The following is a 25,136-nucleotide window of genomic DNA, read 5'->3' as shown; positions in this document are numbered from 1 at the left end:
GGGCGGACGGGCGGCCCGTCCGTCTCTTCCGCGGCTGCCGCAAAGGTGAGCGAGGGGCCAGCGGCGAGAACCGCCGCAGCCAGGGCGGGTGCCAGCGCCCGAGCCAGGGAACGGGGCACACTCAACGGGCCCACCCCCGGCGTCGGTACATACGGCGGAATACCACGGCCCCTGTGACGGCGAGGACGACCGCCACGCCCGAGGCGACGCCGGGAACGAGGGAGCGGTCGAGGACGCCCACGCGCTCACGAGTCGGATCGAGAAGGAAGAGGAATTCCCATGGCTCTCCCTTCTCGATGGCCTTCCGGTGGGCCTGGTCGTCCAAGCGCGCCCGGTTTGCGGCGGCCCTCAGTTCCTCGTCTTCCATACCGGAGACGTCGGCGAGAGCGCGCACGATGTCCGCCGGGCGGTCTCCCGGTAGTGCGAGATTGCGTGCGTAGGTGATGGCCCGTCCTCGCACGGGCCCGTCGTTCACCGCGGCGCCGTCCTCGTAGTATGCGCCGCCGACCGGGCCGGTGACGACCGGTATGACGAGGTAGAGCCCATCGATGCGCAGACGGGAGTGGAGGACGGAGGGCATGTCGATCGCAGTCTGGTCGGGCCAGCCCGGCACAACGAGGATCACGGTGTTCTCCGCGTCCAGTTCTGCGGCCGCCTCGCGAAGATTCAGGGCGGTCGTGCCCCGGTCGACCGTTCCGGCGAGTTCGTCGCTGACGTAGATGTACTCGCTCTGTTCCAGCAGCGATGCGTACACGTCGCCGCGCGAGGGGGCATCATCGTCGGCGTCCACAGGGGCGGCCGGGGCCAGGACCAGAGCGCACAGGAGGACGGTTACGAGGGGAAGGGGGATGGCCATGGGGACGCTGATAGGCCGTCGGGGCACTGGCGGTTCGCCTCCTTTCACGGGGGATCAGGGCGGTCGTTTCAGGGGGTGCCCAGCAGGAAGGGCGGAGCAAGTGTGGCCGCCTGGAACGCTCCGAGTATGAACAGCAGGCGGCCGAACGGAATCGCAATCCATTCGGTCGGCGGGCAGGTTCTCGGACACTCGTGGTCGTCCATATAGAGCAGTGCCGTCCTGATGACCTTCCGGTGCGTCGGATACTTGACCAGCTCACCGATGGGGGCGCCTCCGTACTCGATCGCACCGAACGCCTGCCCGTCTTTCGTACGGATCACGAACTGACGTGAGCGCGGTTCAGCTACTGATACGACAGAGCACCAGGGGACGAAAGCCTCGCTGAAGATGTTGGTGAACCTCACGCCGTCCTTGCTGAAGCCGACCCGTGAATGAATTCCGACCAGCCACATCATGATGAAGGCCGAGGAGAAGACGGTGGCCCCGAGTGTCCCCGCGGGGATCTCGTCAGGGATGGAGATCGGAGCGTCGAATACGGTCCAGGTCCAGGAGGCCCCGGTGAAGTACAGGGTGGCGAGTGCGAATCCATTGAAGGGCTGACGCCGCATGACACGCACGCTTCCGAAACCGACCTGGCGTTGTCGGGGCCCTCGGCCTCGGCACCTCACGATTCGGGCCGGTCCGGGCGATTCCCCGTCTGCGTCGGGGCGGCGTCCAGAACGCTGAAAACGGCCGCGTCGTAGTCCCCGATCTTCTCGGTGCTGAACACCTCCTTGATGGAGTGCTCCGTACCGTCCCGCATGACGATCTTCGCCCGGAGGCCGGTCCAGCGGGGGTTCCAATCCACCGCGGCGATCTCCTCCCTCGGCAGGAACAGCGCGCCGCGCTTGTCCAGCAGGTCGGAGGCTCCGCTCGACGCCTGCAGTTCACGCGCCACCCGTCGCCCCGGCTTTGCCGGGACGAGGAATCGGTACGGCACGACGATCAGACCGTCCCGGGAGGTATAGACGTCGCACCTGCGGCGGTCGAACTCGACCAAGCCCGCACCGCCCCGGATCTCGATGTCAGTGGAGGACTCCAACACGGACTCACCGGTGGTGGCGGCCCAGTCCACACCGGCATCCTCAAGGCGGGCGAACGCCTTCTCCACGGCATCGAGAGGGCCTTCGAGGCAGGCCTCGGCCACCGCGTCGAACGCCGCCTCGAATTCCTCACCGGATGCGGTGCCTTCGGCGGCGACCGTCCGGGCCGGGGGATCGTTCTTCCAGTCGTGCTCGAAGGCGATCGCCCCGCAATCGACGGCCGCGATGGTGGCCATGGCACGGAACGCCGTGCGTGTGGCTCCGGACTCACACAGGGAGTCGGCGAATGTGTCGGGGGCGCTCCGGAACCCTTCCAGGAGATCGCTCATAGAAGGGGACGGCGTCCCCAGCGCCCGGGCCAGGGAGCGGTAGCCGGCGGCCGCTTCGCGGCGCAGTTCGCGTATGCGGACCTCCGACGTGAATTCGTCCCAGGTCACCCGGGGACTGTCGGAGGAGAAGAAGTCCGACTCGGCGTCGGCCGCGATCGCCGGGAAGCCGATGACGGCCTCATGTGCGGGGTGGTCGCCGTCCTCTGGTGCCGGGAACTCGGCGGGCCCCAGGGCGGAGCGGCGCTCGGACGCCGTCGGGGTCGGGTCCCAGGTGGCCGGGTCGGCGGGCTCGGCGTCCTCGGTCAGCTCCTCGCCGTTCTCGGCCAGGGCGGTGGCGAAGGCGGTGCTGACGCCCTGGGGCACCGGTTCTCCCGGGTCGATGTCGCCCAGGTAGGAGTGGTCGAACACGTCGAAGGCGTGCTCGATGACGGGGAAGCGGTCGATGAACGCGAGCGCGTTCTGTGTCCCCGCCTCACGGGCGGCGAACGCGTCGGCCTCCAGCGCCACCCGGCGGCTGTGCGGGCGCTGGACGGCGAGGAGCAGGCGTGCGTAGGGCCACATGAGCAGCAGGGAGATGCCCGCCCCGCCCGACGCGGTCCTGCGCATGAGGTCGTGCAGGGCACGCAGGGACCGGTGGCAGTACGCCTCCATGCGAGGAACCTGCGGGGACTCCTCGGCGAGGGCGCGCGCGACGGCGGCGCGCAGTTCGCCGCGCGTGGCGACCGCCATCAGCGGCGCCCCGACGGCCAGGCACCGCTCGCCGCGGACCAGGCCGCCGAGGCGGAACCGCTCGTCCATCTGCACCGTGGTGTGGATGCCGATCCGGACGGTGTCGGGCGGGGCGGCGCCGAGCCGCTGCGCGATCGTGTGCACTTCGGCCCACAGGTCGGGGGCCTCGGCCTCGCTTACGGCACGTCCGGGGATGCGCGGCCCGGAGGCGATGAGGGCGGGCAGCATGCTCCACAGCAGGACGATCGCGATGAAGAGACCGGCGTAGATGTTGCCCAGGGCCCACAGCGCCGCGACCGCGGCGGCGGAGAGGACGAACGGGTACAGGACGACGCCCGGGAAGAGCAGGGCGCTGAGGTAGGGGCGGGATCTCGGCATGGGGCGGCTCCGGGGGGCTGTGGGGGCGTGTCAGCGGAAGGCGGGGCAGGGAAAGGGTGCGCGGTACGGCCGGAGCCGTGCCGCGCGGGTGTGCGGGGGAGAGGGCGGTGACCGCCGGGGCCTGAAGGGCCCGGGGTGTCGCGCGGGTGCGCAGGGAGGAGGGGCATCCGTCCCGTCAGGCCGTGCGGCTCTCTCCGCCGTTCGTCGCCCTTCTGCTGCGCGAGCCCTGGAGGGCCATCGCGCCCACGGCCGCTGCCGCCGCGCCCACGACCACGAGTCCGGCCAGGGCGACGCCCGTCATCGGGAGTGTCGAGCCGTCCGCGGCCGAGGATCCCCCGTCGGAGGCGTCGCCGGTGCTGTCATCGGCGCCATCGGCGCCGTTGTCCGAACCGGCGCCGGGTCCTCCAGCGGAGTCCTCGCCGCCGTCACCGGAGCCGGCGCCGGGGGTGCCGTCCTCGTCGGTCGCGCCGCCGTCCTCGCCGTCCTCGCCGTTCTCGCCGTTCTCGCCGTCAGGGCGGCCGTCCTCGTCGTCCCCGCCGGTCCCGTTCTCTCCGCCGTCGTCACCGCCGTCCCCGGAGCCGTCCTCGTCGGAGCCGCCGTCGCCGCCGGGTTCGGGGAAGCCGCGCGTGTTCGTGTAGGTCTCACCGAAGTCGAGCCAACCGATCTTCTGGCCGTCGGCGAGCACGATGACGTGCACGCCCGCCTTGGCGATGGCGACGTCCTTCTCACGTTCGCCGATGTCCTGGGTGGAGCGGTAGGTGGAGAAGCGGAGGGTGATCTCCACCGCCTCGCCGTCGACCTCGACCTCCGTGCGGGCCCGGCCGTTCTCGGCGACCTCCTCGCCGAACGCGCGGATGCCCTCCACGGTCAGCTCGCTCGACGCCTTGCCGTCCGTGTCCACGGAGGTGGCCGCCTCCAGCCCGGTGACCTCGACGTCGATCACCGGGGCGCCCTCCCCCGCCTCGGGGGCGTCGGGGGATTCGCCGGCCGGGGCGCCGAGGTCGGCGAGGTCGCCGGTGGTCACCAGGATGTGCGCCTCGTCCAGGGTCACGCTGGTGCTCCCGGACTCCTCTTCGGACAGGACCGAGGTCCGCCCGGTCACGTCCATGTAGTCGGCGAACGATCCCCGGGCGGTGCCGTCGGCGCTGTCCGAGCCGAGTTCCGAACCTGCCCCGCCTGCGACTCCGCCCTGGGAGGAGGTGCCCAGGACCTCGTTGGGCAGCAGGTCGGCCTCGGCAAGGGCGGCGGAGGCGTAGGTCTGGTAGCTGTCGTACTCGTCGGCCGAGGCCGCGGGGGCGGCGGTGAGGGCGGTCGCGGCGGTCAACGCGGCGGCGCCGACGGCGGTGAAGGGGCGTCGGGGGATGTGCATGGCGGAGGCCTTTCAGACACGGTCACCTGGGAGTACGCCCTGACGGCGCCCCGGTCGTCCGCTTCGTCCCGGGTGATCCCAGCAGTCCGAGGCGACGTTAAAGGCCTGACATGAAGCCGACATAACGGTCATAACTATTCGGTTTCCGCGCTGGCCGGGTGCGGACACATGTTTCTCAGGGGTGGGGTGTGTGCAGCTGGGAGGGGTCACAGGTGCCCTGGTGAGGCGGGGGCGGCGGGCACGGGAAAGTTTGTTGGTGATGTGTGCCACATCGTGGCGTCCGGGGGTTCTCTGCGGGATCCGGGTTTGGGCGTGCTGGCGCACGGCTCCGAGGGCGTTCCGTGGGCCCGCGCTCCACTGTCGCCGGGTGGGCGCCTGTCGGGGTGATCGTACCGGCGATGTGCAACGAAGAAGCGAGTCCGCGCGAAAATGCGCAAGATATCGCCGGTATTTATGCAACGAATCGCCGGATCAGTGTGCCTACAGTGGTGAAGTGCTGCCGGACACAGTGGAAGGGGTGTGCATGCGGCCCACCGAACCCGCCCTCAGGGTCGCCCTGGACCAGGGCACCGGGCGCAGCGGCGACGCCGCCGACGGCCTGGCGCGGCTGGAGCGCGTCGCCCGCGCGGCCGCCGACGCCGGGGCCGACCTGCTCATCGGCCCGGAGTGCTCGCTCACCGGCTACAACCTGGGCCCGCGCACCGCCGAGGCGGCCGAACCCCTGGACGGGCCGATCGGGCGCCGCGCCGCGCGGATCGCCGCCGAGGCCGGGATCGCCCTGGTCCACGGCCAGCCCGAGCGCGACGGAGAGGCCGTGTACAACACGGTCCGCCTGGTCGGCGCGGACGGCGCGCCGCTGGCCGCCTACCGCAAGGCCCACCTGTTCGGCGACCTCGACCGGGACGCCTTCCGGCCCGGCCGCGACGCGGTCGTCCAGGCCGAGGTGCGCGGCGTCCGGGTGGGCCTGCTCATCTGCTACGACGTGGAGTTCCCCGAGGCGGTCCGGGCGCACGCGCTGGCCGGCACCGAGCTGCTGGCCGTGCCCACCGCGCTCATGCACCCGCACACCGGCGTGGCCACCGCCCTGGTCCCGGTCCGCGCCATGGAGAGCCAGCTCTACCTCGCCTATGTGAACCGCTGCGACACCGAGGGCGCGCTCGACTACTGCGGGCTGAGCACCCTGGTCGCCCCGGACGGCACCGAGGTGGTGCGGGCCGGGGCCGGCGAGGAGCTGCTCGTGGCCGACCTGCACCGGTCGGCCCTGGAGGCCGCCCGCGACGCCACCGCCTATCTGCGCGACCGCCGGCCCGATCTGTACGGCTCGCTCGCCGTGTGAGCCCCGGGCCCCGCCCCGCGGGGCCCGTCCCGCCGGCCCGCCTTGCCGACCCCGTCCCACCCGTCCCGCACCGCATCGGCCTCGCCCTTCCGGCGCCGCCGGCCCACCGCCGCCATCCCGAGGAGGACCCCCGCATGACGTCCGCCGTGCCCACCGCCGTCCCGGAGGAGCGCACCGAGAGCCGCCCGCTCACCATGTGCGGCCCCGACTTCCCCTTCGGCTACGACGCCTACCTGGAGCACCCCGCCGGTCTGGGCGCGGTGCCGCCCGAGGCGCACGGCACCGAGGTCGCCGTCATCGGCGGCGGCCTCTCCGGCCTGGTCACCGCCTACGAGCTGATGAAGATGGGGCTGCGCCCCGTCGTCTACGAGGCCGACCGGCTCGGCGGACGCCTGCGCACCGAGCGCTTCGACGGCCACCCCGACGACGTGGTCGCCGAGATGGGCGCCATGCGCTTCCCGCCGTCCTCCACCTCGCTGTTCCACTACATCGACCGGGCGGGGCTGGGCACGGTGCCCTTCCCCAACCCGCTGGCGCCGTCCACGCCCAGCACCGTGGTCGACCTCAAGGGCGAGGCGCACTACGCGCGCACCACCGACGACCTGCCGGAGGTCTACCAAGAGGTCGCGCGCGCCTGGAACACCACCCTGGAGGAGGGGGCCCGGCACTCCGAGATGCAGCGCGCCATCCGCGAGCGCGACACCGACGCCATGAAGAGCATCTGGAACGAGATGGTCGAGCGCCTGGACAACCAGACGTTCTACGGGTTCCTGTGCGACTCCCCGGCGTTCTCCTCCTTCCGGCACCGGGAGATCTTCGGCCAGGTCGGGTTCGGCACCGGCGGGTGGGACACCGACTTCCCCAACTCGATCCTGGAGATCCTGCGCGTCACCTACACCGGCGCCGACGACGACCACCTGAGCATCGTGGGCGGGAGCGACCGGCTGCCGCAGTGGCTGTGGGAGCACGCCCCCGACAAGCTCGTGCACTGGGAGCAGGGCACCACCCTCTCCTCGCTGCACGGCGGGGCCCCGCGCCCGGGGGTCACCGCGCTGCGCCGCACCGCCGCGCCGGGCGACCCCGCCGGCAACGTCACCGTCACCGACGCCGACGGCTCCATCCGGACCTACCGGGCGGCGGTGTTCACCGCGCAGAGCTGGATGCTCCTCAGCAAGATCGCCTGCGACGAGGCGCTGCTGCCGATCGACCACTGGACGGCGATCGAGCGCACCCACTACATGGAGTCCTCCAAGCTCTTCGTCCCGGTGGACCGCCCCTTCTGGCGCGACACCGACCCGGCCACCGGCCGCGACGCGATGAGCATGACGCTCACCGACCGCATGACCCGCGGCACCTACCTGCTCGAGGGCGAAGGCGAGGGCCCGGCGGCGATCTGCCTGTCCTACACCTGGTGCGACGACTCGCTGAAGTGGCTCCCGCTCCCGGCCAAGGAGCGGATGGAGGTCATGCTCAACTCGCTGGCCCAGGTCTACCCGGACGTGGACATCCGCGCGCACATCACCGGCGACCCGGTGACGGTCTCCTGGGAGGCCGAGCCGTACTTCATGGGCGCCTTCAAGGCCAACCTGCCCGGCCACTACCGGTACCAGCGGCGGCTGTTCACCCACTTCAAGCAGGACCGGCTGGACCCGCGCCACCGCGGGCTGTTCCTCGCCGGGGACGACATCTCCTGGACCGCCGGCTGGGCCGAGGGGGCGGTGCAGACCGCGCTCAACGCGGTGTGGGGCGTGATGAACCACTTCGGCGGCGCCACCGACCCGGCCAACCCCGGCCCGGGCGACGTCTTCGACCGGATCGCCCCGGTCGAGCTGCCCGAGGACTGAGCCGACGCCGCCCCGCGGCGGGGGAGCGGCCGCCGGCGCCTCAGGCCGGCCGCTCCTCCGCCGATCCGGCCGGCATGGGCTGGTCGACCAGGCGGGACAGCACCAGCGTGCTCTTCGTGCGCACCACGAACGGCTCGGCGCAGATCCGTTCGATGGTCTCCTCCAGGTGCTGCATGTCGCGCGCCCGCACCTGCACCATCGCGTCGGCCTCGCCGGTCACCGTGCAGGCCGAGGTGACCTCGGCGTAGCCCGACAGGCCGGCCCGGATCTCGGACGGGGAGGTGCGGGGGCGGCAGTACACCTCGATGAACGCCTCGGTGGTCCACCCGATGGAGGAGGGCTCCAGGACGACGGTGAAGCCGCGGACCGCACCGGACTCCACCAGGCGGTCGACGCGGCGCTTGACGGCCGAGGCGGACAGGCCCACGGCGGCCCCGATGTCGGCGAAGCTCGCGCGCGCGTCGGCGCCGAGAATGGCGATGATCCGCTCATCGACCCGATCCAACCGCACTGCCCGCTCCTCACACGTCGCGCCGGGCGCGTCCGGGCCCGGCCAGAACGATGCTACCCACCGGCGCCGGGGGCCGGGTCCGGCTGCCGCCGCCGATCCGGCGCCGGGCCGCCGCCGATTCGTCCCCGTTCTCCCGTGTCGCTTCGCCCGATCCGGCATGATCACAGGGATGATCGGAACCATCACCGAGGGTGAGGGGTGTGCGGTGGGGGCGAAGAGTGTTTCCGCGGCCGTGCCGGCCGCGCTGCTGCTCGCGCTCGCGGCGCCGGCGCAGGGGGCCGCGGCGCAGGGCACGGCTGCTCAGGGAGCGATCGCTCAGGGCGCAGGGGCCCAACGGGCGACGGACGCCTCAGGGCGGGAGGACCGGGAGCGGAGGACCGTCCTGGACTGGGGCGAGTGCACCGGCCTGGACGCCGAGACGGTCGAGGGGACCGGGACGCAGTGCGCCGGGCTCGACGTGCCTCTGGAGACACAGAGGACCGGCGGCGCCGCTGCGCGCACGGCCGAGACGGTGCGCCTGGCCCTGGCGAGGATCCCCGCGCGCACCGCCGACGGCGAGCCGGCCGAGGCCGACCGCGTCCTCGTGGTGAACCCCGGCGGCCCCGGAAGCCCCGGGCGCGAGTGGGCGGTCCGCATCGCCGAACAGCTCCCCGAGGACCTGCGCGAGCACTACGACGTGATCGGCTTCGACCCCAGGGGGACGGGGGCGAGCACACCCGCTGTCGCCTGCGACCCCGCCCACTTCGACCCGGTCCGGCCCGACACGGTGCCCGCGTCCGCCGAGGACGAGCGCGCGCTGGTGCAGCGGGCACAGGGGTACGCCGAAGCGTGCGCCGAGAACAACGGCGACCTCCTCAGGCACATGCGGACCGAGGACAGCGCGCACGACATGGACCGCATCAGGCGCGCGCTGGGCCAGAGCCGCATCGACTACCTGGGGTACTCCTACGGGACCTATCTCGGCGCGGCCTACGCGACGCTGTACCCGGAGCGCACCGGGCGCATGGTCCTCGACAGTGTCGTCCACCCGGGGCGGCCCTGGTACGAGAGCAACCTGAGGCAGAGCCGCGCTCTGGACGAGGCCATCGGCAACTTCTTCGCCTGGACCGGGCGCCACGACGACGTCTACGGCCTGGGCGCCGATGCGGACGCGGTCGAGGAGACCTACTCCGCGGTGCGCGAGCGGCTGGCGGAGGAGCCGGCCGGCGGCATCGTCGGGCCGACCGAGTTCGAGGGCGCCTTCATCCCCGCCGCCTACGCGTCGGCGGTCTGGCCGCGGCTGGCCGAGGCGCTCTCCGACCATGTGTCCGGCGAGGACGAGGGGGCCCTGGTCGGCGCCGCCGAGCGCTTCGGCGAGGGCCCCGACGACGAGCCGGGGTACGCCGCCTACCTGGCCACCCAGTGCACCGACGCCCCGTGGCCGTCGGCCTGGCCCCTGTGGCGCGACGCCGCCGAGCGCTCGCACCGCGAAGCGCCGCACACCGGCTGGAACAACATCTGGTACAACGCACCGTGTGCGTTCTGGCCCGCGGAGGCGGACGCCTGGATGAACGTCGGTGCCGCGGCCGGGGCCCGGACCGGGTCGGCCCAGGAGGGGCCGCTGCTGGTGCACGCCACCGAGGACGGGCCCACCCCGGTCGAGGGCGCGTACGCCATGCGCGAGCGCTTCCCCGGGTCGCGCCTGGTGATCGAGGAGGGCGGCCTGAGCCACGGCGTCTCCTTCGGCGGGAACACCTGCGTGGACGAGGCGGTCGCCGACTACCTCCGGGACGGGACGGTGCCCTACACCGGCTCGGTCGGCGACGCCGACCTGGTGTGCGAAGCGGGCCCCGAGCCCGAGCCCAAGGTGCCCCAGAGCGCCGTCGAGCGCGACGCCGAGGAGCGCGGCGCGCTGATCGGGCCTTAGGGTCGTGACCCCCGGAGCGGTTTCGGCCCGCGGCCGCGCCCCTACTGCGCCCTTACCGCGCCCCCTGCTGCGCCGCTGCGCGACGACCGCACAGCGCCATGGGAGGCCGGCAGCGGCTCAGGCGGAGGGACGGCCCCCGCCTCCCGAAGAGTGCCCGGGGGACACGCCCCGGGCGCGGTATCCGACACGTCGGGACCGGCGGGGCGGTGGGCGACCGGAAACGGTCGGTCGCATAGTCTTGAACCAGGGACGCGGCGCAGTCCGCCGCGGGCGCGGACCCGTGCGCACGACGGCGCCCGTCGTCCGCGAGAGGCGGCCTGTGGGCGGTTGGCGGCTGATGGCAGACGGGGTGATTCGGGTGCTGCGAACCTCCTCTGTCCGTGTGCTCGACCGGCGCGACGCCGAGGACGTGCACGCCCTGCTCGACCGCGACCCCGTCGGCAACGTCTTCGTCAGCTCCCGCCTGCGCTCCTCGGGCCTGGACCCGGGCCGGCTCGGCGGGGAGGTGTGGGGCTACATCGAGAACGGCCGGCTGAGCGCCCTGTGCTACTCGGGCGCCAACCTGGTCCCGGTGGACGCCGGCCCGACCGCGGTGCGGCAGTTCGCCGAGCAGGCGCGCTGGCGCGGCCGCCGCTGCTCCTCCATCGTCGGCCCGGTCCCGGCCGTGACCGACCTGTGGGAGCGCCTGGGCCCGACGTGGGGCCCGGCCCGGGCGGTCCGCGACCGCCAGCCGGTCCTGGAGCTGATGGGGGCGCCCCGCCCGGCCGCCGACCCCCGCGTGCGCCGGGTGCGCCCCGAGGAGCTCGACGTGCTGCTCCCGGCCTGCGTGGCGATGTTCACCGAGGAGGTGGGCGTGGCCCCGGACGCCGGCGACGGCGGCGCGATGTACCGGGCGCGCGTGTCCGAGCTGGTGCGCTCCGGGCGCGCGTTCGCCCGCATCGAGGACGGCCGCGTGGTGTTCAAGGCCGAGGTCGGTGCGGTCACCCCGTACGCCTGCCAGGTCCAGGGCGTCTGGGTCCACCCCGACCTGCGGGGGCACGGCTACGGGGTGGCGGGCATGGCCGCGGTGGCCCGCCTGGCCCGCGAGTACATCGCCCCGCGGGTGACCCTGTACGTGAACGACTACAACACCGCCGCCCGGGCCGTCTACGACCGCGTCGGCTTCCGCGAGGTCGGCGAGGTCATGTCGATCCTGTTCTGAGGCCCGGTCCCGCTCAGCGCGGGGGGCTCTCCGGCGATCGCCGTGAGCGGCGGCTCGTCGGCCCCCGCGGGGGTCAGGGGCGACCGGCCCACCAGGTGCTCCATCAGGGCGTTGATGTCGGCGATGTCCTTGGCCCGGCCCAGGCGGCGCTTCCAGCGCAGGACGCGGTCGAGCGGGGCGAAGGGCAGGCCGTCGATGTACTCGCGGGTCTCGATGAACTCGTCCAGGTCCCACATCGAGGGGAACCAGCCGTTGAGCACGTCGAGGCTGCCGCCGTAGAGCACCACCCGGCGCACCCCCTCCCAGGGGGCGGTGACCACCGGGCCCAGCCGGCGGGCGATGTCCCAGGCCCGGCCGCGGACCACCACGTCCAGGTCGGTGATGTCGGCGCGGATCCCGCGGGCCAGGAGCGGGCCGCTTCCGGCGAGGATGTAGTCCTCGTCCGGCAGGTCGAGCCGGGCGAGTTCGACGAAGAGGGGATGGCTGTGGAGGGACGCGTGCTGCTGTGTCACCCGAGTGCCTTCTCTCCTAGGACGATGCGGACCACCGCGGCGATCAGAAGGGCCAGGCCGATGCTGCTCATGGAGCCGATGAGGAAGTATTCGGCGAAGCGCTTCTGATTGCTCTGCAGTTCGGGAAAGCGCGCCAGCGCCTTGATGCCGACCACCACGACGATGGCCTCCGGGCGCCCCGCGACGGCGAGGGCGTAGGTCATGGACCGCTCCAGCCACCCGATGGCCGTCCCCGCTCCCTTGAGCGGCTCCATCTCCTCCGCTTCGGCCTTCTTCAGCTCTGCGTAGAACGGGTGGAGCGTGTGAGTGACGACCTCCCCTCCGATGAACGTGGCGACCAGGAGCCCCGACACCACGATCGCCGTCCTGTCGTCCAGGATAAGATCACGCGCCCCGCTGAGGACCCCTGTCCCCGTGTGCAACGCCGCGGCGGCCCCCGCGACGGCCAGGGAGAAGCCCAGCGGGGCGAAGATGGTCCCGGCCACGGAGCGGGAGATGAGGATGTGCGGGGACCCCTGCATGTGGGCGTCGGTGCGGGCCAGGCGCCACAGGCCCCAGGAGGCGGCCACCGTCGCCGGCAGAAGGACCCCGGCGGTGGCCGACGCCAGCACGGGCGCCAGGGCGTAGGCGGCGTAGATCGCCGTCAGGGGCAGGGCGATCCCCGCGCGCGGGCGGACGGCCGGGATGGAGTACGGGAGCAGGAGCGCGGCGACGAGTCCGATGATGACGCGTTCGAGCTCCATACCCCTCCCTCTTCAGTTGTCCGGCGGCCCTCCCGCCCGCTCTCCACGGGCGGGGCAGTCGATTATCGCCCGCAAGGCGACGCGGAAAACAGGGGCAAGTGGACCCATTTCCGGCATGAGAGGGCCCGGTCCTCAGAAGGCCGTCGGACTCACGTCCGAGAGGAAGGAGGGAGGGAAGGGGACGTTTCGGACCGCGGTCCGGCGCGGCCCCGGGCACGGCGCCGCTCGGGGGCCGACGGCCGGGGCGGACGCGCCGGCCGGGCATGAGCGGACGCGGCCGGGCACGGCCGGTCCGGGTGGGGCGGCCGGAACCGGCCGCCCCACCCGGACCGGCCTCCGCCTCCCGCAGGGGCCCGCCTCCCGCAGGGGCCCGGGGGCCGGAGGCGGAGGAGCCGGATCAGTCGCGGAACTCGGGGATCACCTCTTCGGCGAACATCTCCAGGTTGCGCTTGACCGTGTCGAGGGGGAGCACCCCCTGCTGGCCCTGCATGAACAGGCCGAACCACTCGAGGTCGGGGATCTCCTTCAGTACCGCCTCGATGCCGCGCTTGACGTCGTCGGGGCCGCCGATCAGCGCCATCTGGACATCGGCCATCCGCTTGAAGTCGCCCTTCTCCGGGCTGATGGGGGCCGAGGAGTCGTCCTCCTTGGTGCGCAGCACCTCCAAGTACCCGAAGGGGCCGAAGAAGGAGGCGAAGTCCTTGTGCATCTTCGCCCCGTACGTCGCGACCGCCTCCTCGCGGGTGGCGGCCATGCCCACGATCTTGAGGATGCCGGTGTGCTCGCCCAGCCGGTAGCGGCGCCCGTGCTCGGCGGCCGTGTCGCGGTACAGCTCGGCCTTCTTGCGGTGCTCCCCGGGCAGCGGGGTGAACATCCACGGCAGGATGTCCTCCTGCGCCGCCCGCACCACCGACCGGTCGCTGACGGTGAAGGGCTGCCACAGCTCGGGATAGGGGTCCTGGTAGGGGCGCGGGACGACGCTCACCCGCTGGATGCGCCCTTCGTCGTCGAGCTCGTCCGGGGCGCCGAACGTGCGCGTCCACTCCTGGGCGGGCCAGCCCTCGATGCCCTCGTAGGGGAAGGGCACCTGGTAGTCGATCACGTCGCTCTTGTAGCGCAGGGTCTCCTGCGTCCAGGCCATCTTCATGATCTTCAGCAGCTCGCCGAAGACGTCGAAGTTGCGGTCGTCGGTGCGCGACCCGTCGCTGCGCGCCGCCTGCGACTTCCACCGCTGCCCGAGCACGTCGGCCCACCGGGACTGGTAGCCCCGGGCCACGCCCAGGCGCAGCCGCCCGCGGCAGAAGTGGTCGAGCAGGGCCACGTCCTCGGCGGCGCGGACGGGGTCCCAGGCCGGCAGCACCAGCCCCAGCGGCGCCAGGAGGATGCGTTCGGTGCGCGCCGCCAGGTCGGCCAGGACCATCAGGGGGTTGACCGAGAACTCGAAGCCCTCGGAGTGGAAGTGGTGCTCGGTGAGCATCAGGGCGTCGAAGCCGATCCGGTCGGCGTGCACCGCGATCTCCCGCACCTCGTCCAGCAGCCCCTGGTAGGAGGCGCGGTCGCGCCCGATGGGGCGCAGTGCGCGGGCGTTGTCCTCGGCGGCGTATCCGGACCCGGGGATCTGGGGGTTCATGAACAGGCTGAACTTCACGGCGGTCTCACCTCTCGTGGTCGGTTCCGGCCAGCCAGTCCTCCAGCTCGCGGAGGAAGTCGGCCGGCCGCTCCTCGTGCAGCCGGTGGCCCGCGCCCTCCCAGCACACCACCCGCGACCCGGGCGGGAGCAGGGGCCGCTCCCAGGCGGCCCGACCCGGGTGGTGCCAGAACGACAGCGCGGGCTGGGCGCGCCCGGCCAGGTGCTCCCGGGCGGCGGGACGGGGGCCGATCGCCCCGGGGTCGGTGAACATCCCGGCGAAGGCCTCGGCGAGGACGCGGGGGCGGGCGGCGCGCAGCCGCCGCTCGTGCCAGGTGCGGATCCAGTCGGGGGTGGCGGGGGTGGTGCTCCAGGAGTCCAGGGCCAGGGCCGTGCCCACCGGGTCGGGGCCGTGCAGGGCGCGCACGGCGGCGGGCAGCGGATCGGTCTCGGCCGGGTCGAACCCGTAGCCGGGGTCGACGGTGACCACCCGGTCGACCAGGTCGGGGCGGTCGGCGGCGAGCAGGCCGACCACCTGTCCGCCCATGGAGTGGCCGACGGCGGTCACCGGGCCGGTGCCGGCGCGGCCGAGCAGTGCGGCCAGGTCGGCGGCCATGGCCCGGGGGGTGCAGGGGGTGTCCGGGACCGAGGAGGCGCCGTGTCCGCGCAGGTCGGGGGCGAGCACCCGGTGGCGCCGGGCGAGCGGGCGGATGTGCTGCACCCACTCGTGGGAGTCCGAGCCCCAGCCGTGCACCAGCAGCAGCGTCCGTGCGGGGGCGGCGGGGCCGTCGTCGGTGTGGAAGAGCCGCACATCGGTCAGGTCGGTGAAGGCCATGGACGCTCCCGCGGGGGACGGTGCGGGCAAAAAGCAGAACATGTTTCAGTTTTTCGGACCCGTTCACGGTAACCCCTTCCGACCGGGGGATCAATCGCCGCACCGACCCGTTCTCAGCGGCGGGGAGAGGGCGTGGGCGGAGGGGGCACGGCCCGCCGCCCGCCGTGCCCCCCGCCCCCGGCAGAGGAGCCCCTCAAGCCCCGGGAACGACCAGGGCGCGCGCGGCCTCGCCCCTTCGGACACGGTCGATGGCGCCCTCGACCCCGTCCAGGCCCACGCGCTCGGTGATCAGCTCCTCCAGACGCAGCCGCCCCGCCTTGTACAGGTCGACCAGGCGTGGCAGGTCGGTGTGCGGCGACGCGTCGCCGCCCTGGCAGCCCATCAGCCGGCGGGAGGCGAACAGCGCCCCCGCCGGAACGGACGCCTCGGCGCCCGGGGGCGGGCTGCCGACCATCACGGTCGTGCCGCCCGCGCGCGTGGCCCCGAACGCCTGGGCCAGCACCCCCGGCACCCCCGTGGCCTCGAAGGCGTAGTCCACCCCGCCCGGCACCAGCTCCCGCACCCGTTCGCCCAGCGCCTCCCCGGCGGTGACCGTGTCCGTGGCGCCGAAACGCTCCGCCGCCTTCGCCTTGGCCTCCACCACGTCGGCGGCGATGATCCGTGCCGCGCCGGCGACCGCGGCCCCCTGAACGGCGTTCAGGCCCACGCCCCCGCACCCCGCCACCAGTACCGAGGAGCCGGGCTCGACGCGCGCCGTGGTGAGCACCGCCCCCACCCCGGTGACCACCGCGCAGCTCAGCAGGGCCATCGGTTCCAAGGGAACGTCCCGGGGCAGCGGGACCAGGGCCCGCTCGGAGACCACCGCGTACTCGGCGAAGGAGCCGATTCCCAGATAGGGCCGCAGCCCGGCGCCGTCCATCCGCAGGCGCGTCCCGCCGTCGGGCGTGAGTCCCATGATCGCCTTGAGGCGTGCATCGTCCGTGCACAGGTGGGCCTGCGCGCGGGCGCACATCCGGCACCTGCCGCACGGGCGGTTCATGGCGATGAGCACCGGGTCTCCGGGGGCGATCCCTTCCGCCCCGGGCCCGACCGCCTCGACGGTCCCCGAGCTCTCGTGCCCGCAGACGACCGGTGTGTGCGGCACGACGGGGCTGTGTCCGTCGATCGCCTTGAGGTCCGAGCCGCACACCCCCGAGGCGGCGATGCGCACCCGCGCCTCGCCGGGGCCGGGGTCGCCCGCCTCCACCTGGCGGATCTCCAGCGGGGAGCCGAAGGCGGTCAGCACCGCCGCGCGCATCAGCATCCGTCACGTCCTTCCTGTCCGGGCCGGGTTCGGGCATGTTCCGGGTCGGTATCTGAGGCGACGGGGCGCGGACGTGCGCCCCTCCCGCCTCACCCCGGCTCGATCCAGGCGGTCTTGAGGGTGAGCCACTCCCGCAGCGCGTCTCGACCGTTGGAGGGCAGGTTGCCGCTCTGCTTGCGGCCACCGAAGGGCACCGCCCAGTGCAGGCGGCGGAAGGTGTTGATCCACACCGTCCCGGCGTCGATCGCGGCGACGGCCCGCCGCGCCCGTGCCAGGTCGCGCGTCCAGGCGCCGCCGGCCAGCCCGTACCCGGTGTCGTTGGCGACGGCGTAGGCCTCCTCCTCGGTGGAGAAGGGCAGGGCCACGGCCACCGGGCCGAAGATCTCCTCCTGGCAGATCCGCAGGCCGTTGTCCTCGGCGGCGAACAGGGTCGGCTCGACCCAGTAGCCCTCGGACAGGTCCGGGTCGGGCTCGCTGAGCGCGTCCGGGCCGTGGCGGCCGCCGAAGACCGTCTCAGCGCCCTCCTTCGGCCCCAGTTCGAGGTAGGAGAGCACCTTGCGGTACTGCTCGGCGAAGGCGATGGGGCCCATGTCGGTGCCGGGCGAGGCGGGGGCACCCACCCGCAGCGCCCGGGCGCGGTCGCGCAGCCGGGCCGTGAACTCCTCGAAGACGGAGTCCTGCACCAGGAGGCGGGAGGCGGCGACGCAGGACTGGCCGGCGCCGCCGGTGTAGATCGCCCCGGCGGCCCCGTCGGCGGCCGCGTCCAGGTCGGCGTCGTCGAAGACGATGCACGGCGACTTGCCGCCCAGTTCGAGGGAGAGGTCGGTGAGGCCCTCCGCGGACAGCTCGGTCACCCGCCGCCCGGTCGCAGTGGACCCGGTGAAGTGCACCTTGGCAACGTCGGGGTGGAGGACCAGGGCCTCCCCGGCGCGTTCGCCGGTGCCGGCGACCACGTTCACCGCCCCGGGCGGCAGCCCCGCCTCCTCCAGCAGCGCGCACCCGGCCAGCACCGAACAGCAGGCTTGCTCGGCGGGTTTGACCACGACCGTGTTGCCCGCGGCCAGGGCGCCGGAGACCTTCGCGAAGAACATGGCCAGCGGGGCGTTCCAGGGCAGGATCACGCCGACGACGCCGTAGGGCTCGTAGAAGGTGGAGACCGAGGCGGTGCCGCCGAGGTCGACGGTCTCCCCGGCGGTCTTGTCGGCGAGGCTCGCGTTGTACTCGATGTGCAGGGCGCCGCCGGGCAGGTCGGCGCCGCGCGTCTCGCGCAGGACGCGCCCGTTGTCGCGGCTCTCGGTGCGGGCCAGGTCCTCGGCGTGCTCACCGACGGCCTGGGCCCACCGGTGCAGGGCGGCGGCGCGCCGGGCGGGGGAGTGGGCCCGCCACTCGGGGAAGGCCCGGCGGGCGGCGGCGACGGCCTCGGCGACGTCCTCGGGCCCGGAATCGGGCACGCGCGCCCAGACCCGCCCCGTGGCGGGGTCGGTGCTGTCGAGCCACCCGCCGCCGATCGCGGGCCGGGACGCGCCACCGATGTGGTTGGAGTAGGCGGGCAGGGCTGCCGTCATCGGTGTGTCCTTTCGCGGCCGCCCCCCGTCCGGACCGGCGAGGGGCCGGGGGAGAGGGGGTGTTTCGGTGAGGTCGTGCGCGGCACCGGAATCCTAACCCGCACACCAAGCGAGCGCTAGGTTGTAGATGGGGCTTGGTGGGGGCGCCCCTGCTTGCCGGGCGGCGGGCCGCCGGTGGTCGGGGGCGGGAGGGCGGCGACGATGAAGCCGGGCGGTTCCCCGACTGCTGGTCGGCCGCCGGGTCACCGCCGGTCCAGGTCAAGGGCGGCGACGGCGCGGCTGGTGCCCCGTTGGAGGGGGTGTCGGTACCGAATCCCGTTCCGGTCTGGCCGCCGCCGCGCCCCGCCCCCTTCCCGGCGCCCCACCCGGCCCCGGGCGCGGGCCCGCGAGGGGCCCCGCACCGCCCGCGAGCCGGGCGAACCGGACACCGATCTTGATGCGGCGGACCGGAAACCAGGGTTACGGTCCCCGAAGGGGCTCCGGCCCGCCGGTCAGGGCGCGCGAGCCCCTCTGGGGCGCCTCGGACCGGACATCTCGTGGCGCATCGGGCACAGGCCAGGGGGTGGGCGCATCGATAGTGGTGGTATTGCCACCCGATGTGCAGTTGAGTGGTGATTTCGCCACTATCGATGCGTTGGCCGCTCCTCCCGGCCCGACCGGCGGCGGCCCGCCGCCCGGCAAGCGGGCGCGAGCGGGGTACCAGCTGCTCCGTCGCCGCCTCTGGCCCGGACCGCGAGGGGCCCGACAGCCGACCGACAGGGCCGGGGAACCGCCCGGCTCCGTCGTCGCCGTTCCTCTGCCCCGACCGGCGCGGACCCGGCGGCCGGGAAGCGGGCGCGAGTGGGGTACCTGCCGATCCGTCGTCGCTGCCCCACCCCTGACCGGCGCGGACCCGGCGGCCGGGAAGCGGGCGTGAGCGGGGTACCTGCCGATCCGTCGCCGCTGACGCCTGGACCGCGAGGGGCCCGGCGGCCGACAAGCAGGAGCGGGGACCCGCCCGACTCCCTCGTCGCCGCCGCTTCCGGGCGGTCCGCGCCCTCTGCGCTCGATGCCGCTTCCCGCTGGAGCGCCGCCCCGGCCGACTCACCGCCTCTCGCCGCATTGGGCGAAGCTTTGCCTTTCGAAATCCCCGGTCGGGGTGGACCTGCCCGAGGGGGCCCGCTTGTCCGGCTTACCGTGGTGCGGGGGCCTTTGTTCTCACGGGCCCCGTTGGACGCGGGCCACGGCCCCGGCGTGCCTGGGGGCCACGGCCCCTCGCGGCGCATGGGGTCATGGCTCCGATGGCGCGTGGGCAGGACTTCGAAAGGCGGGGCGCATGACGCGGGGCGTCTACATCGCGGCCACCGACGCCGACAGCCAGCAGGCGGTCGTCGCGCTCGGGACCGCCGAGCAGCTCTCCAGCACGGTCCACTCGGTCGGGGTGTTCCGGCCCGTCGCCGGCGGGCACGGGCGCGACCGCGACCCCATCGTGGAGACCCTGCGCACCCGCTTCGACCTGCAGGACGCCTACGAGGAGTGCGTCGGGGCCGAGTACGCCGACGTCCGCGCCGACCCCGACCGGGCCATGGCGCGCATCGTCGAGTCCTACCACGAGGTCGCCTCCCGGCACGCCGCCATGGTGGTCGTCGGCTCCGGCTACACCGACGTCGGCTCGGCCACCGAGTTCTCCTTCAACGCCCGCGTCGCCGCCAACCTCGGTACCCCCGTGCTGCTGGTGGTCTCCGGCGCCGGGCGCGGCGAGGCCGAGGTCCGCGACGTCATCGCCATCGCCCGCCAGGAACTGGACCGCGAGCACGCCTCCCTGCTGGCCACCGTGGTCGACCGGGTCGACCCCGACCAGGCCCCCGGCCTGCGCGAGCGCCTGGACGGTGAGGGCTACGTGCTGCCCGAGGTCCCCCGGCTGCGCGCCCCCACGCTGCGCGACCTGCAGCACGCCTGCCAGGCGCGGCTGCTCTTCGGCGAGGAGAAGCGGCTCGGCCGCGAGGTCTCCGGACTGCTGGTCGCGGCCATGTCGCTGCCGAGCATCCTGGACCGGCTCGAACCCGACCACGTGGTGATCATGGCCTCCGACCGGGCCAGCGCCCTGCTGCCGGCGATCGACGCCGCGCACACCTCGGCCGACTTCCCCCCGCTGGCCGGGGTGGTCCTCACCGGCGGCGCCGACCTGCCCGAACCGGTGTGGCGGCTGCTCACCGGCATGGACATCCGGCTGCCCGTGCTCGCCACCGACCTGGACACCTTCCCCACCGCCACCCGGGCCGCCGGCACCCGCGGGCACATCGCCCCCGGCGCCGGGACCAAGATCGAGACCGCGCTGGGCGTGTTCGCCGAGGCGGTCGACGGCCGCGACATCGTCGAGCGGCTCCAGGTGGCCCGCTCGCCGGTGGTCACCCCGCTCATGTTCGAGCACACCCTGCTGCAGCGGGCCCGCGCCGACCGCCGCCGCATCGTGCTGCCCGAGGGCACCGAGGAGCGGGTGCTGCGCGCCGCCGACCTGCTGCTCCGGCGCGACGCCGCGGACCTGGTGCTGCTCGGGTCGCCCCGGCAGGTCGGCGCCCGCGCCGCCGACCTGGGCCTGGACCTGTCCGCCGCCGAGGTGGTCGACCCGGAGGCCGCCCCCGGGCTCGTGGAACGCTTCGCCGAGGAGTACGCCCGGCTCCGCGCGCACAAGGGCGTCAGCAGGGAGCTGGCCCGCGACACCGTCCGCGAGCTGTCCTACTTCGGCACCATGATGGTGCAGTGCGGGATGGCCGACGGCATGGTCTCCGGCGCGGTGCACACCACCGCCCAGACCATCCGCCCCTCCTTCGAGGTCCTGCGCAGCTCCCTGGTCTCCAGCGTCTTCTTCATGTGCCTGGCCGACCGGGTGCTGGTGTACGGCGACTGCGCGGTCAACCCCGACCCCGACGCCGAGCAGCTCGCCGCCATCGCCGTCGACTCGGCCCGCACCGCGCGCGGGTTCGGAGTGGAGCCGCGGGTGGCCATGCTCTCCTACTCCACCGGCGCCTCGGGCACCGGAGCCGACGTGGACAAGGTGCGCCGGGCCACCGCGCTGGTCCGCGAGCGCGCACCCGAGCTGGCCGTGGAGGGGCCGATCCAGTACGACGCGGCCATCGACCCCGGCGTGGCCCGCACCAAGCTCCCCGACAGCGAGGTCGCCGGGCGCGCGACCGTGTTCATCGTCCCCGACCTGAACACCGGCAACATCCTCTACAAGGGGGTGCAGCGCAGCGCGGGCGCCGTCGCCGTCGGCCCGGTCCTGCAGGGGCTGCGCAAGCCGGTGAACGACCTGTCCCGCGGTGCGCTGGTCGGCGACATCGTCAACACCGTCGCCATCACGGCCGTCCAGGCCCAGCAGGCGGACTGACCGCGATCGGGGGTGCCGGAGGGCCGGAGCCGCCGACAGGCGCCGGGGCGCCCGGCCGCCGGAACGGCGAAGGGGCGGCGGGGAACACCCCGCCGCCCCCGCGGACGCCTCCGCCGTGCTACTGCCCGGCGGCCTCCGGCAGCTGCGTGTCCGCCGCCCGCGCCTCGTCGGGCAGCGACAGCTCGAAGTCGGGGGTGTCGGCGATCAGCGCGCGCGTGTACTCGTGCCGCGGCCGCGCCATCACCTCTCCCACGTGCCCGTACTCCACGATCTCGCCCTTGTTGAGCACCGCCACCTTCTGCGCGATGTTCGACACCAGGGCGATGTTGTGGGTCACGAACAGCAGCGCCATCCCCTCGTCCTGGAGGTTGCGCAGCAGCTCCACGATCTCGGCCTGCACCGAGACGTCCAGGGCCGAGGTGATCTCGTCGCAGATCAGGAGCTCGGGCCCGGTGGAGATGGCGCGGGCGATGCTCACCCGCTGCCGCTCACCGCCGCTGAGCTGCTCGGGGAAGCGCGCCGCGTACTCCGCGGGCAGCGCCGCCCGCTCCAGGGCGTTGGCCACCACCGCGTCGGGGTCCCGGGGCCGCCCCGCCAGGTGCGTGTACGGCGCCAGGATCAGGTCCCGCACCCGCTTGCGCGGGTTCAGCGCCTCGTAGGGGTTCTGGAAGATGTACTGCACCCGGCGCCGCTGGTCGGCGGTGCGCCGGTAGCTGCTGTGCGCCAGCGGGGCGCCGTCGAACAGCATCTCGCCGGAGAACTGCGTGTGCAGCCCGGCGACCGACCGCGACAGCGTGGTCTTGCCCGACCCGGACTCGCCCAGCAGGGCCACGCACTCGCCGCGCTGGACCTCCAGCTCGATGTCGTGCAGCACCGTGGTGCGCCCGTAGCCGGCCTGGAGCCCGGAGATCCGCAGCACCGGTTCGGCGTCCGGCTCCCCGGGCTCGGGGTGGCCCTCGGTGCGCAGCAGCGGCACGGCGCGCAGCAGCCGCCGCGTGTAGGGGTGCTCCGGCTCGGCCAGCACCCGCGCCGCCGCGCCGCGCTCGACGACCTCGCCCTTGAACATCACCGCGATGTCGTCGGCCAGGTCGGCGACGACCGCCATGTCGTGGCTGATGTACACCCCCGCGATGCCGTAGTCGCGGGTCATCGAGCGGATGGTCGCCAGCACGTGCGCCTGGGTGGTCACGTCCAGGCCGGTGGTGGGCTCGTCCATGACGATCACGTCGGGGTAGCCGGCGAAGGCCATGGCGATGGCGACCCGCTGCTGCTGGCCGCCGGAGAGCTGGTGCGGGTAGCGGGAGAGGAACGCGTCGTCGTCGGGCAGCGCCACCTCCCGCAGCACCTCGCGCACCCGGTCGGCGCGCGGCCCGCGCTCCTGCTCGTCCCACTCGTGCAGCGCCTCGATGAGCTGGGTGCGCAGCCGCAGCGCCGGGTTGAGCGCCGAGGCCGGGGACTGCGGGATGTAGGCGACCGCGCGGCCGCGCAGCCTCCGCACCCGGGCCTCGTCGAGCCCGGTCAGCGGGGTTCCCGAGACCTCGATGGCGCCGTCGGCGACCTCGGTGCCGCGCTTGCAGTGCGCCAGCAGCGACAGCCCCAGGGTGGTCTTGCCCGACCCGGACTCGCCGACCAGGCCCAGGATGTGCCCGCGCCGCAGGGTCAGCGACACCCCGGAGATGATCCGCACGTTCGAGGGGTGGCCGACCACGGCCAGGTCCTCCACGCGCAGCGCCGCGGCGCCGTCCCCTTCCGCCTGTTCGGTTCCGGTCATTGGTTCGGAGCCGGTCATTACTTCTCCACCCCCCGGTCGATCCCGATGGAGGCCCGGGAGAGCCCGTCGGTGATGAGGTTCGCGCCGATGGTCAGCACCGCGACCGCCGCGACCGGCAGCACGACCGCCCACGGCTGGATGGTGATGGCGGTGCGGCCCTCGTTGATCATCAGGCCCCAGTCGGCCGTCGGCGGCTGCAGGCCCATGCCCAGGAAGCTGAGCGTGGCGATGGTGCCCACCGAGTAGGTGATCCGCAGGCCCAGCTCGACCAGCAGCGGGCTGGTGATGTTGGGCAGGATCTCGGCGGCCATGATCCGCCACCGGGGGACCCCGATCGCCTCGGCGGACTTGACGAAGTCCTGCTCGACCACCTTGAGCGTGGCCTCGCGGGTCACCCGGGCCACCCGGTTGGCGTGCGACAGGGCGATGATCACGACGATCAGCCACACCTGCGGCCCCAGGATGGACAGCAGCAGCAGGGCCAGCACCAGCTGCGGGAAGGCCAGCAGCATGTCGTTGGTGCGCATGATCAGCTCGTCGGCCCAGTTGCGCAGGTACCCGGCGACCAGGCCGAGCACGGCGCCTCCGACCACGCCGGCCAGGGCGGAGAGCACGGCGATGCTCACCAGGGTGTAGCCGCCGTGCAGGAACCGGCTGAAGACGTCGCGGCCGACCTCGTCGGTGCCCAGCAGGGTGTCCTCGGCGTCGGCGGAGTTGGGCAGCCCGGCCATCTCCGTCGGGGAGAACGGGCTCAGGAACGGTCCGGCGACGGCGACCAGCAGCACGGCGCCGGCCAGCACCACGCCGATCTTGGTGCGGTGGTAGCGCCAGGCGGTGCGCAGCAGTCCGGGGCGGCGGACGGGCCCGGCGGGCGCCGCGGCGGTGCCGCCGGTGCGCGCGGTGTCGGCAGTGCTCATCTCGACGACACCCTCACCTTCGGGTTGGCGGCCAGTCCGACGACGTCGGCGACCAGGTTGACCAGCACGTACACCGCGGCGATCAGCAGCGTGACGGCCTGGATGACCGGGAGGTTGCGGGCCTCGATCGCGTCCATCAGGGCCTTGCCGATGCCCGGGAAGTTGAACAGGAACTCGATCGCGACCACGCCGCCGGCCAGCCAGCCCAGCTGCAGCGCGATCACCTGGGCCACCGGCCCGATCGCGTTGGGCGCGGCGTGCCGCCAGATGACCGTCCGCTCAGGCAGGCCCTTGAGCCGGGCCTGCTGGACGTACTCGCTCTCCAGCACCTCGATCATCGAGGCGCGCATCATCCGGATGATCGGCGGGCTGACCGCGATGGCCAGCGTCAGCACCGGCAGGACCAGCTGGTCGGGGTTGGAGAGCACCTCGGTGGAGCTGCCGGCGTAGACCGCGGGCAGCAGCTTCAGCCCGCCGGTGGACAGCAGCAGGATGGCGACGATACCGACGGCGAACTCCGGGACGGCGGCCAGCACCAGGGTGATCATGGAGGAGGAGTGGTCGAAGCGGCGGTCGCGGCGGAGCGCGGCGAAGGCGCCGATGGCCATCGCGATGGGGGCGGCGATGACCGCGGTGATCAGCATCAGGGTCAGGCTGGCCTGGATGCGCGGGCCGAGCAGCTCGGAGACGGGCATGCCGCCCGAGAGCGAGGTGCCGAAGTCCAGCACCAGGACGCCGCTGAGCCAGCTCCAGTACTGCAGGGCCAGCGGCTGGTCGAGGTTGAGCTCGCGGCGCAGGGCCTCCAGGCGGGCCGGGTCGGCGGCCTCGCGGCCCAGGATGGCCTGGGCCGGGTCGCTCGGCAGCGCCTGGGTGGCCGCGAAGACCACGAGCGAGACCACGAAGAGGGTCAGCAGCCCGTAGCAGAGGCGGTACAGGATGAGTCGAAGCATGGTGA

Annotated in this window: 19 protein-coding genes; 5 read left to right on the top strand and 14 right to left on the bottom strand. The window is 73.5% G+C overall.

The annotated features are described in order from the left end of the window. Nucleotides 1-121 precede the first annotated feature (121 nt). The 4 genes from C892_RS0120600 to C892_RS30115 form a co-directional block, all read right to left on the bottom strand. The gene (locus tag C892_RS0120600; RefSeq protein ID WP_040685532.1) at nt 122-856 is read right to left on the bottom strand and encodes a hypothetical protein; all 735 of its coding nucleotides are present in this window, start codon (nt 854-856) and stop codon (nt 122-124) included. A 68-nt stretch (nt 857-924) separates the two neighbouring features. Next, nucleotides 925-1,464 carry a hypothetical protein gene (locus tag C892_RS0120595; RefSeq protein WP_017558726.1) on the bottom strand — a complete coding sequence of 180 codons (540 nt, stop codon included), beginning with the start codon at nt 1,462-1,464 and terminating at the stop codon, nt 925-927. Between the two features lie 56 nt (nt 1,465-1,520). Continuing rightward, nucleotides 1,521-3,374 carry a M48 family metalloprotease gene (locus tag C892_RS0120590; protein WP_017558725.1) on the bottom strand — a complete coding sequence of 618 codons (1,854 nt, stop codon included), beginning with the start codon at nt 3,372-3,374 and terminating at the stop codon, nt 1,521-1,523. Nucleotides 3,375-3,549: 175 nt separating this feature from the next. After that, on the bottom strand, nt 3,550-4,743 hold the full coding sequence (locus tag C892_RS30115) for a hypothetical protein (RefSeq protein WP_026124518.1): 1,194 nt from the start codon (nt 4,741-4,743) through the stop codon (nt 3,550-3,552). Between the two features lie 523 nt (nt 4,744-5,266). On the opposite strand from C892_RS30115, the gene C892_RS0120580 reads away from it, so the two are divergent. Together C892_RS0120580 and C892_RS0120575 are read left to right on the top strand one after the other, a co-directional pair. Continuing rightward, nucleotides 5,267-6,079: a carbon-nitrogen hydrolase family protein gene (locus tag C892_RS0120580; protein WP_017558724.1), complete on the top strand. Its 813-nt coding sequence runs from the start codon at nt 5,267-5,269 to the stop codon at nt 6,077-6,079. A 134-nt stretch (nt 6,080-6,213) separates the two neighbouring features. Beyond that, nucleotides 6,214-7,923 carry a flavin monoamine oxidase family protein gene (locus C892_RS0120575; protein WP_017558723.1) on the top strand — a complete coding sequence of 570 codons (1,710 nt, stop codon included), beginning with the start codon at nt 6,214-6,216 and terminating at the stop codon, nt 7,921-7,923. 40 nt (nt 7,924-7,963) lie between these two features. On the opposite strand, the gene C892_RS0120570 is transcribed toward C892_RS0120575, so the two are convergent. Next, the gene (locus C892_RS0120570; RefSeq protein ID WP_017558722.1) at nt 7,964-8,434 is read right to left on the bottom strand and encodes an Lrp/AsnC family transcriptional regulator; all 471 of its coding nucleotides are present in this window, start codon (nt 8,432-8,434) and stop codon (nt 7,964-7,966) included. 169 nt (nt 8,435-8,603) lie between these two features. Here C892_RS0120570 and C892_RS0120565 point away from each other — a divergent pair, with 169 nt between their 5' ends. After that, the gene (locus C892_RS0120565) at nt 8,604-10,340 is read left to right on the top strand and encodes an alpha/beta hydrolase (protein WP_017558721.1); all 1,737 of its coding nucleotides are present in this window, start codon (nt 8,604-8,606) and stop codon (nt 10,338-10,340) included. Nucleotides 10,341-10,698: 358 nt separating this feature from the next. Next, nucleotides 10,699-11,541 carry a GNAT family N-acetyltransferase gene (locus C892_RS0120560; RefSeq protein WP_026124517.1) on the top strand — a complete coding sequence of 281 codons (843 nt, stop codon included), beginning with the start codon at nt 10,699-10,701 and terminating at the stop codon, nt 11,539-11,541. Here the strand turns inward: C892_RS0120560 and C892_RS0120555 are convergent. The 6 genes from C892_RS0120555 to C892_RS0120530 all read right to left on the bottom strand — a co-directional run bounded on the left by C892_RS0120555 (nt 11,487) and on the right by C892_RS0120530 (nt 18,126). Then, complete coding sequence (locus C892_RS0120555) at nt 11,487-12,053, bottom strand: hypothetical protein (protein ID WP_017558719.1); 567 nt, start codon at nt 12,051-12,053, stop codon at nt 11,487-11,489. The genes C892_RS0120560 and C892_RS0120555 overlap by 55 nt on opposite strands. After that, nucleotides 12,050-12,796 carry a hypothetical protein gene (locus C892_RS0120550; RefSeq protein ID WP_017558718.1) on the bottom strand — a complete coding sequence of 249 codons (747 nt, stop codon included), beginning with the start codon at nt 12,794-12,796 and terminating at the stop codon, nt 12,050-12,052. Before C892_RS0120550 ends, C892_RS0120555 begins: the two co-directional genes overlap by 4 nt. A 397-nt stretch (nt 12,797-13,193) precedes the next feature. Beyond that, nucleotides 13,194-14,444 (bottom strand): LLM class flavin-dependent oxidoreductase, encoded by a 1,251-nt coding sequence (locus C892_RS0120545; protein ID WP_017558717.1) that lies wholly within the window; start codon nt 14,442-14,444, stop codon nt 13,194-13,196. Nucleotides 14,445-14,451: 7 nt separating this feature from the next. Beyond that, nucleotides 14,452-15,258 carry an alpha/beta fold hydrolase gene (locus C892_RS0120540; protein ID WP_017558716.1) on the bottom strand — a complete coding sequence of 269 codons (807 nt, stop codon included), beginning with the start codon at nt 15,256-15,258 and terminating at the stop codon, nt 14,452-14,454. A gap of 193 nt (nt 15,259-15,451) precedes the next feature. After that, nucleotides 15,452-16,561 carry an alcohol dehydrogenase catalytic domain-containing protein gene (locus C892_RS0120535; RefSeq protein WP_017558715.1) on the bottom strand — a complete coding sequence of 370 codons (1,110 nt, stop codon included), beginning with the start codon at nt 16,559-16,561 and terminating at the stop codon, nt 15,452-15,454. An 89-nt stretch (nt 16,562-16,650) separates the two neighbouring features. Then, nucleotides 16,651-18,126 carry an aldehyde dehydrogenase family protein gene (locus tag C892_RS0120530; RefSeq protein ID WP_017558714.1) on the bottom strand — a complete coding sequence of 492 codons (1,476 nt, stop codon included), beginning with the start codon at nt 18,124-18,126 and terminating at the stop codon, nt 16,651-16,653. A gap of 1,315 nt (nt 18,127-19,441) precedes the next feature. Here C892_RS0120530 and pta point away from each other — a divergent pair. Then, nucleotides 19,442-21,493 (top strand): phosphate acetyltransferase, encoded by a 2,052-nt coding sequence (gene pta / locus C892_RS0120525; protein ID WP_017558713.1) that lies wholly within the window; start codon nt 19,442-19,444, stop codon nt 21,491-21,493. Between the two features lie 118 nt (nt 21,494-21,611). Here the strand turns inward: pta and C892_RS0120520 are convergent, their stop codons facing one another. From C892_RS0120520 to C892_RS0120510, 3 genes are read right to left on the bottom strand one after another with little or no spacing between them, the layout of a single operon-like run. After that, nucleotides 21,612-23,264, bottom strand: a complete 1,653-nt coding sequence (locus tag C892_RS0120520) for an ABC transporter ATP-binding protein (protein WP_017558712.1) — start codon at nt 23,262-23,264, stop codon at nt 21,612-21,614. 17 nt (nt 23,265-23,281) lie between these two features. Beyond that, on the bottom strand, nt 23,282-24,181 hold the full coding sequence (locus C892_RS0120515; protein ID WP_017558711.1) for an ABC transporter permease: 900 nt from the start codon (nt 24,179-24,181) through the stop codon (nt 23,282-23,284). After that, entirely contained in the window at nt 24,178-25,131 is a 954-nt protein-coding gene (locus C892_RS0120510; RefSeq protein ID WP_017558710.1) for an ABC transporter permease, read from the bottom strand. Before C892_RS0120510 ends, C892_RS0120515 begins: the two co-directional genes overlap by 4 nt. Between the last annotated feature and the right edge of the window lie 5 nt (nt 25,132-25,136).

The organism is Nocardiopsis baichengensis YIM 90130 (assembly GCF_000341205.1).
In the GTDB taxonomy this organism is placed as follows: domain Bacteria; phylum Actinomycetota; class Actinomycetes; order Streptosporangiales; family Streptosporangiaceae; genus Nocardiopsis_A; species Nocardiopsis_A halophila.
Note: the sequence above shows the minus strand (reverse complement) of the source record. Positions and strands in the feature narration are given on the sequence as shown.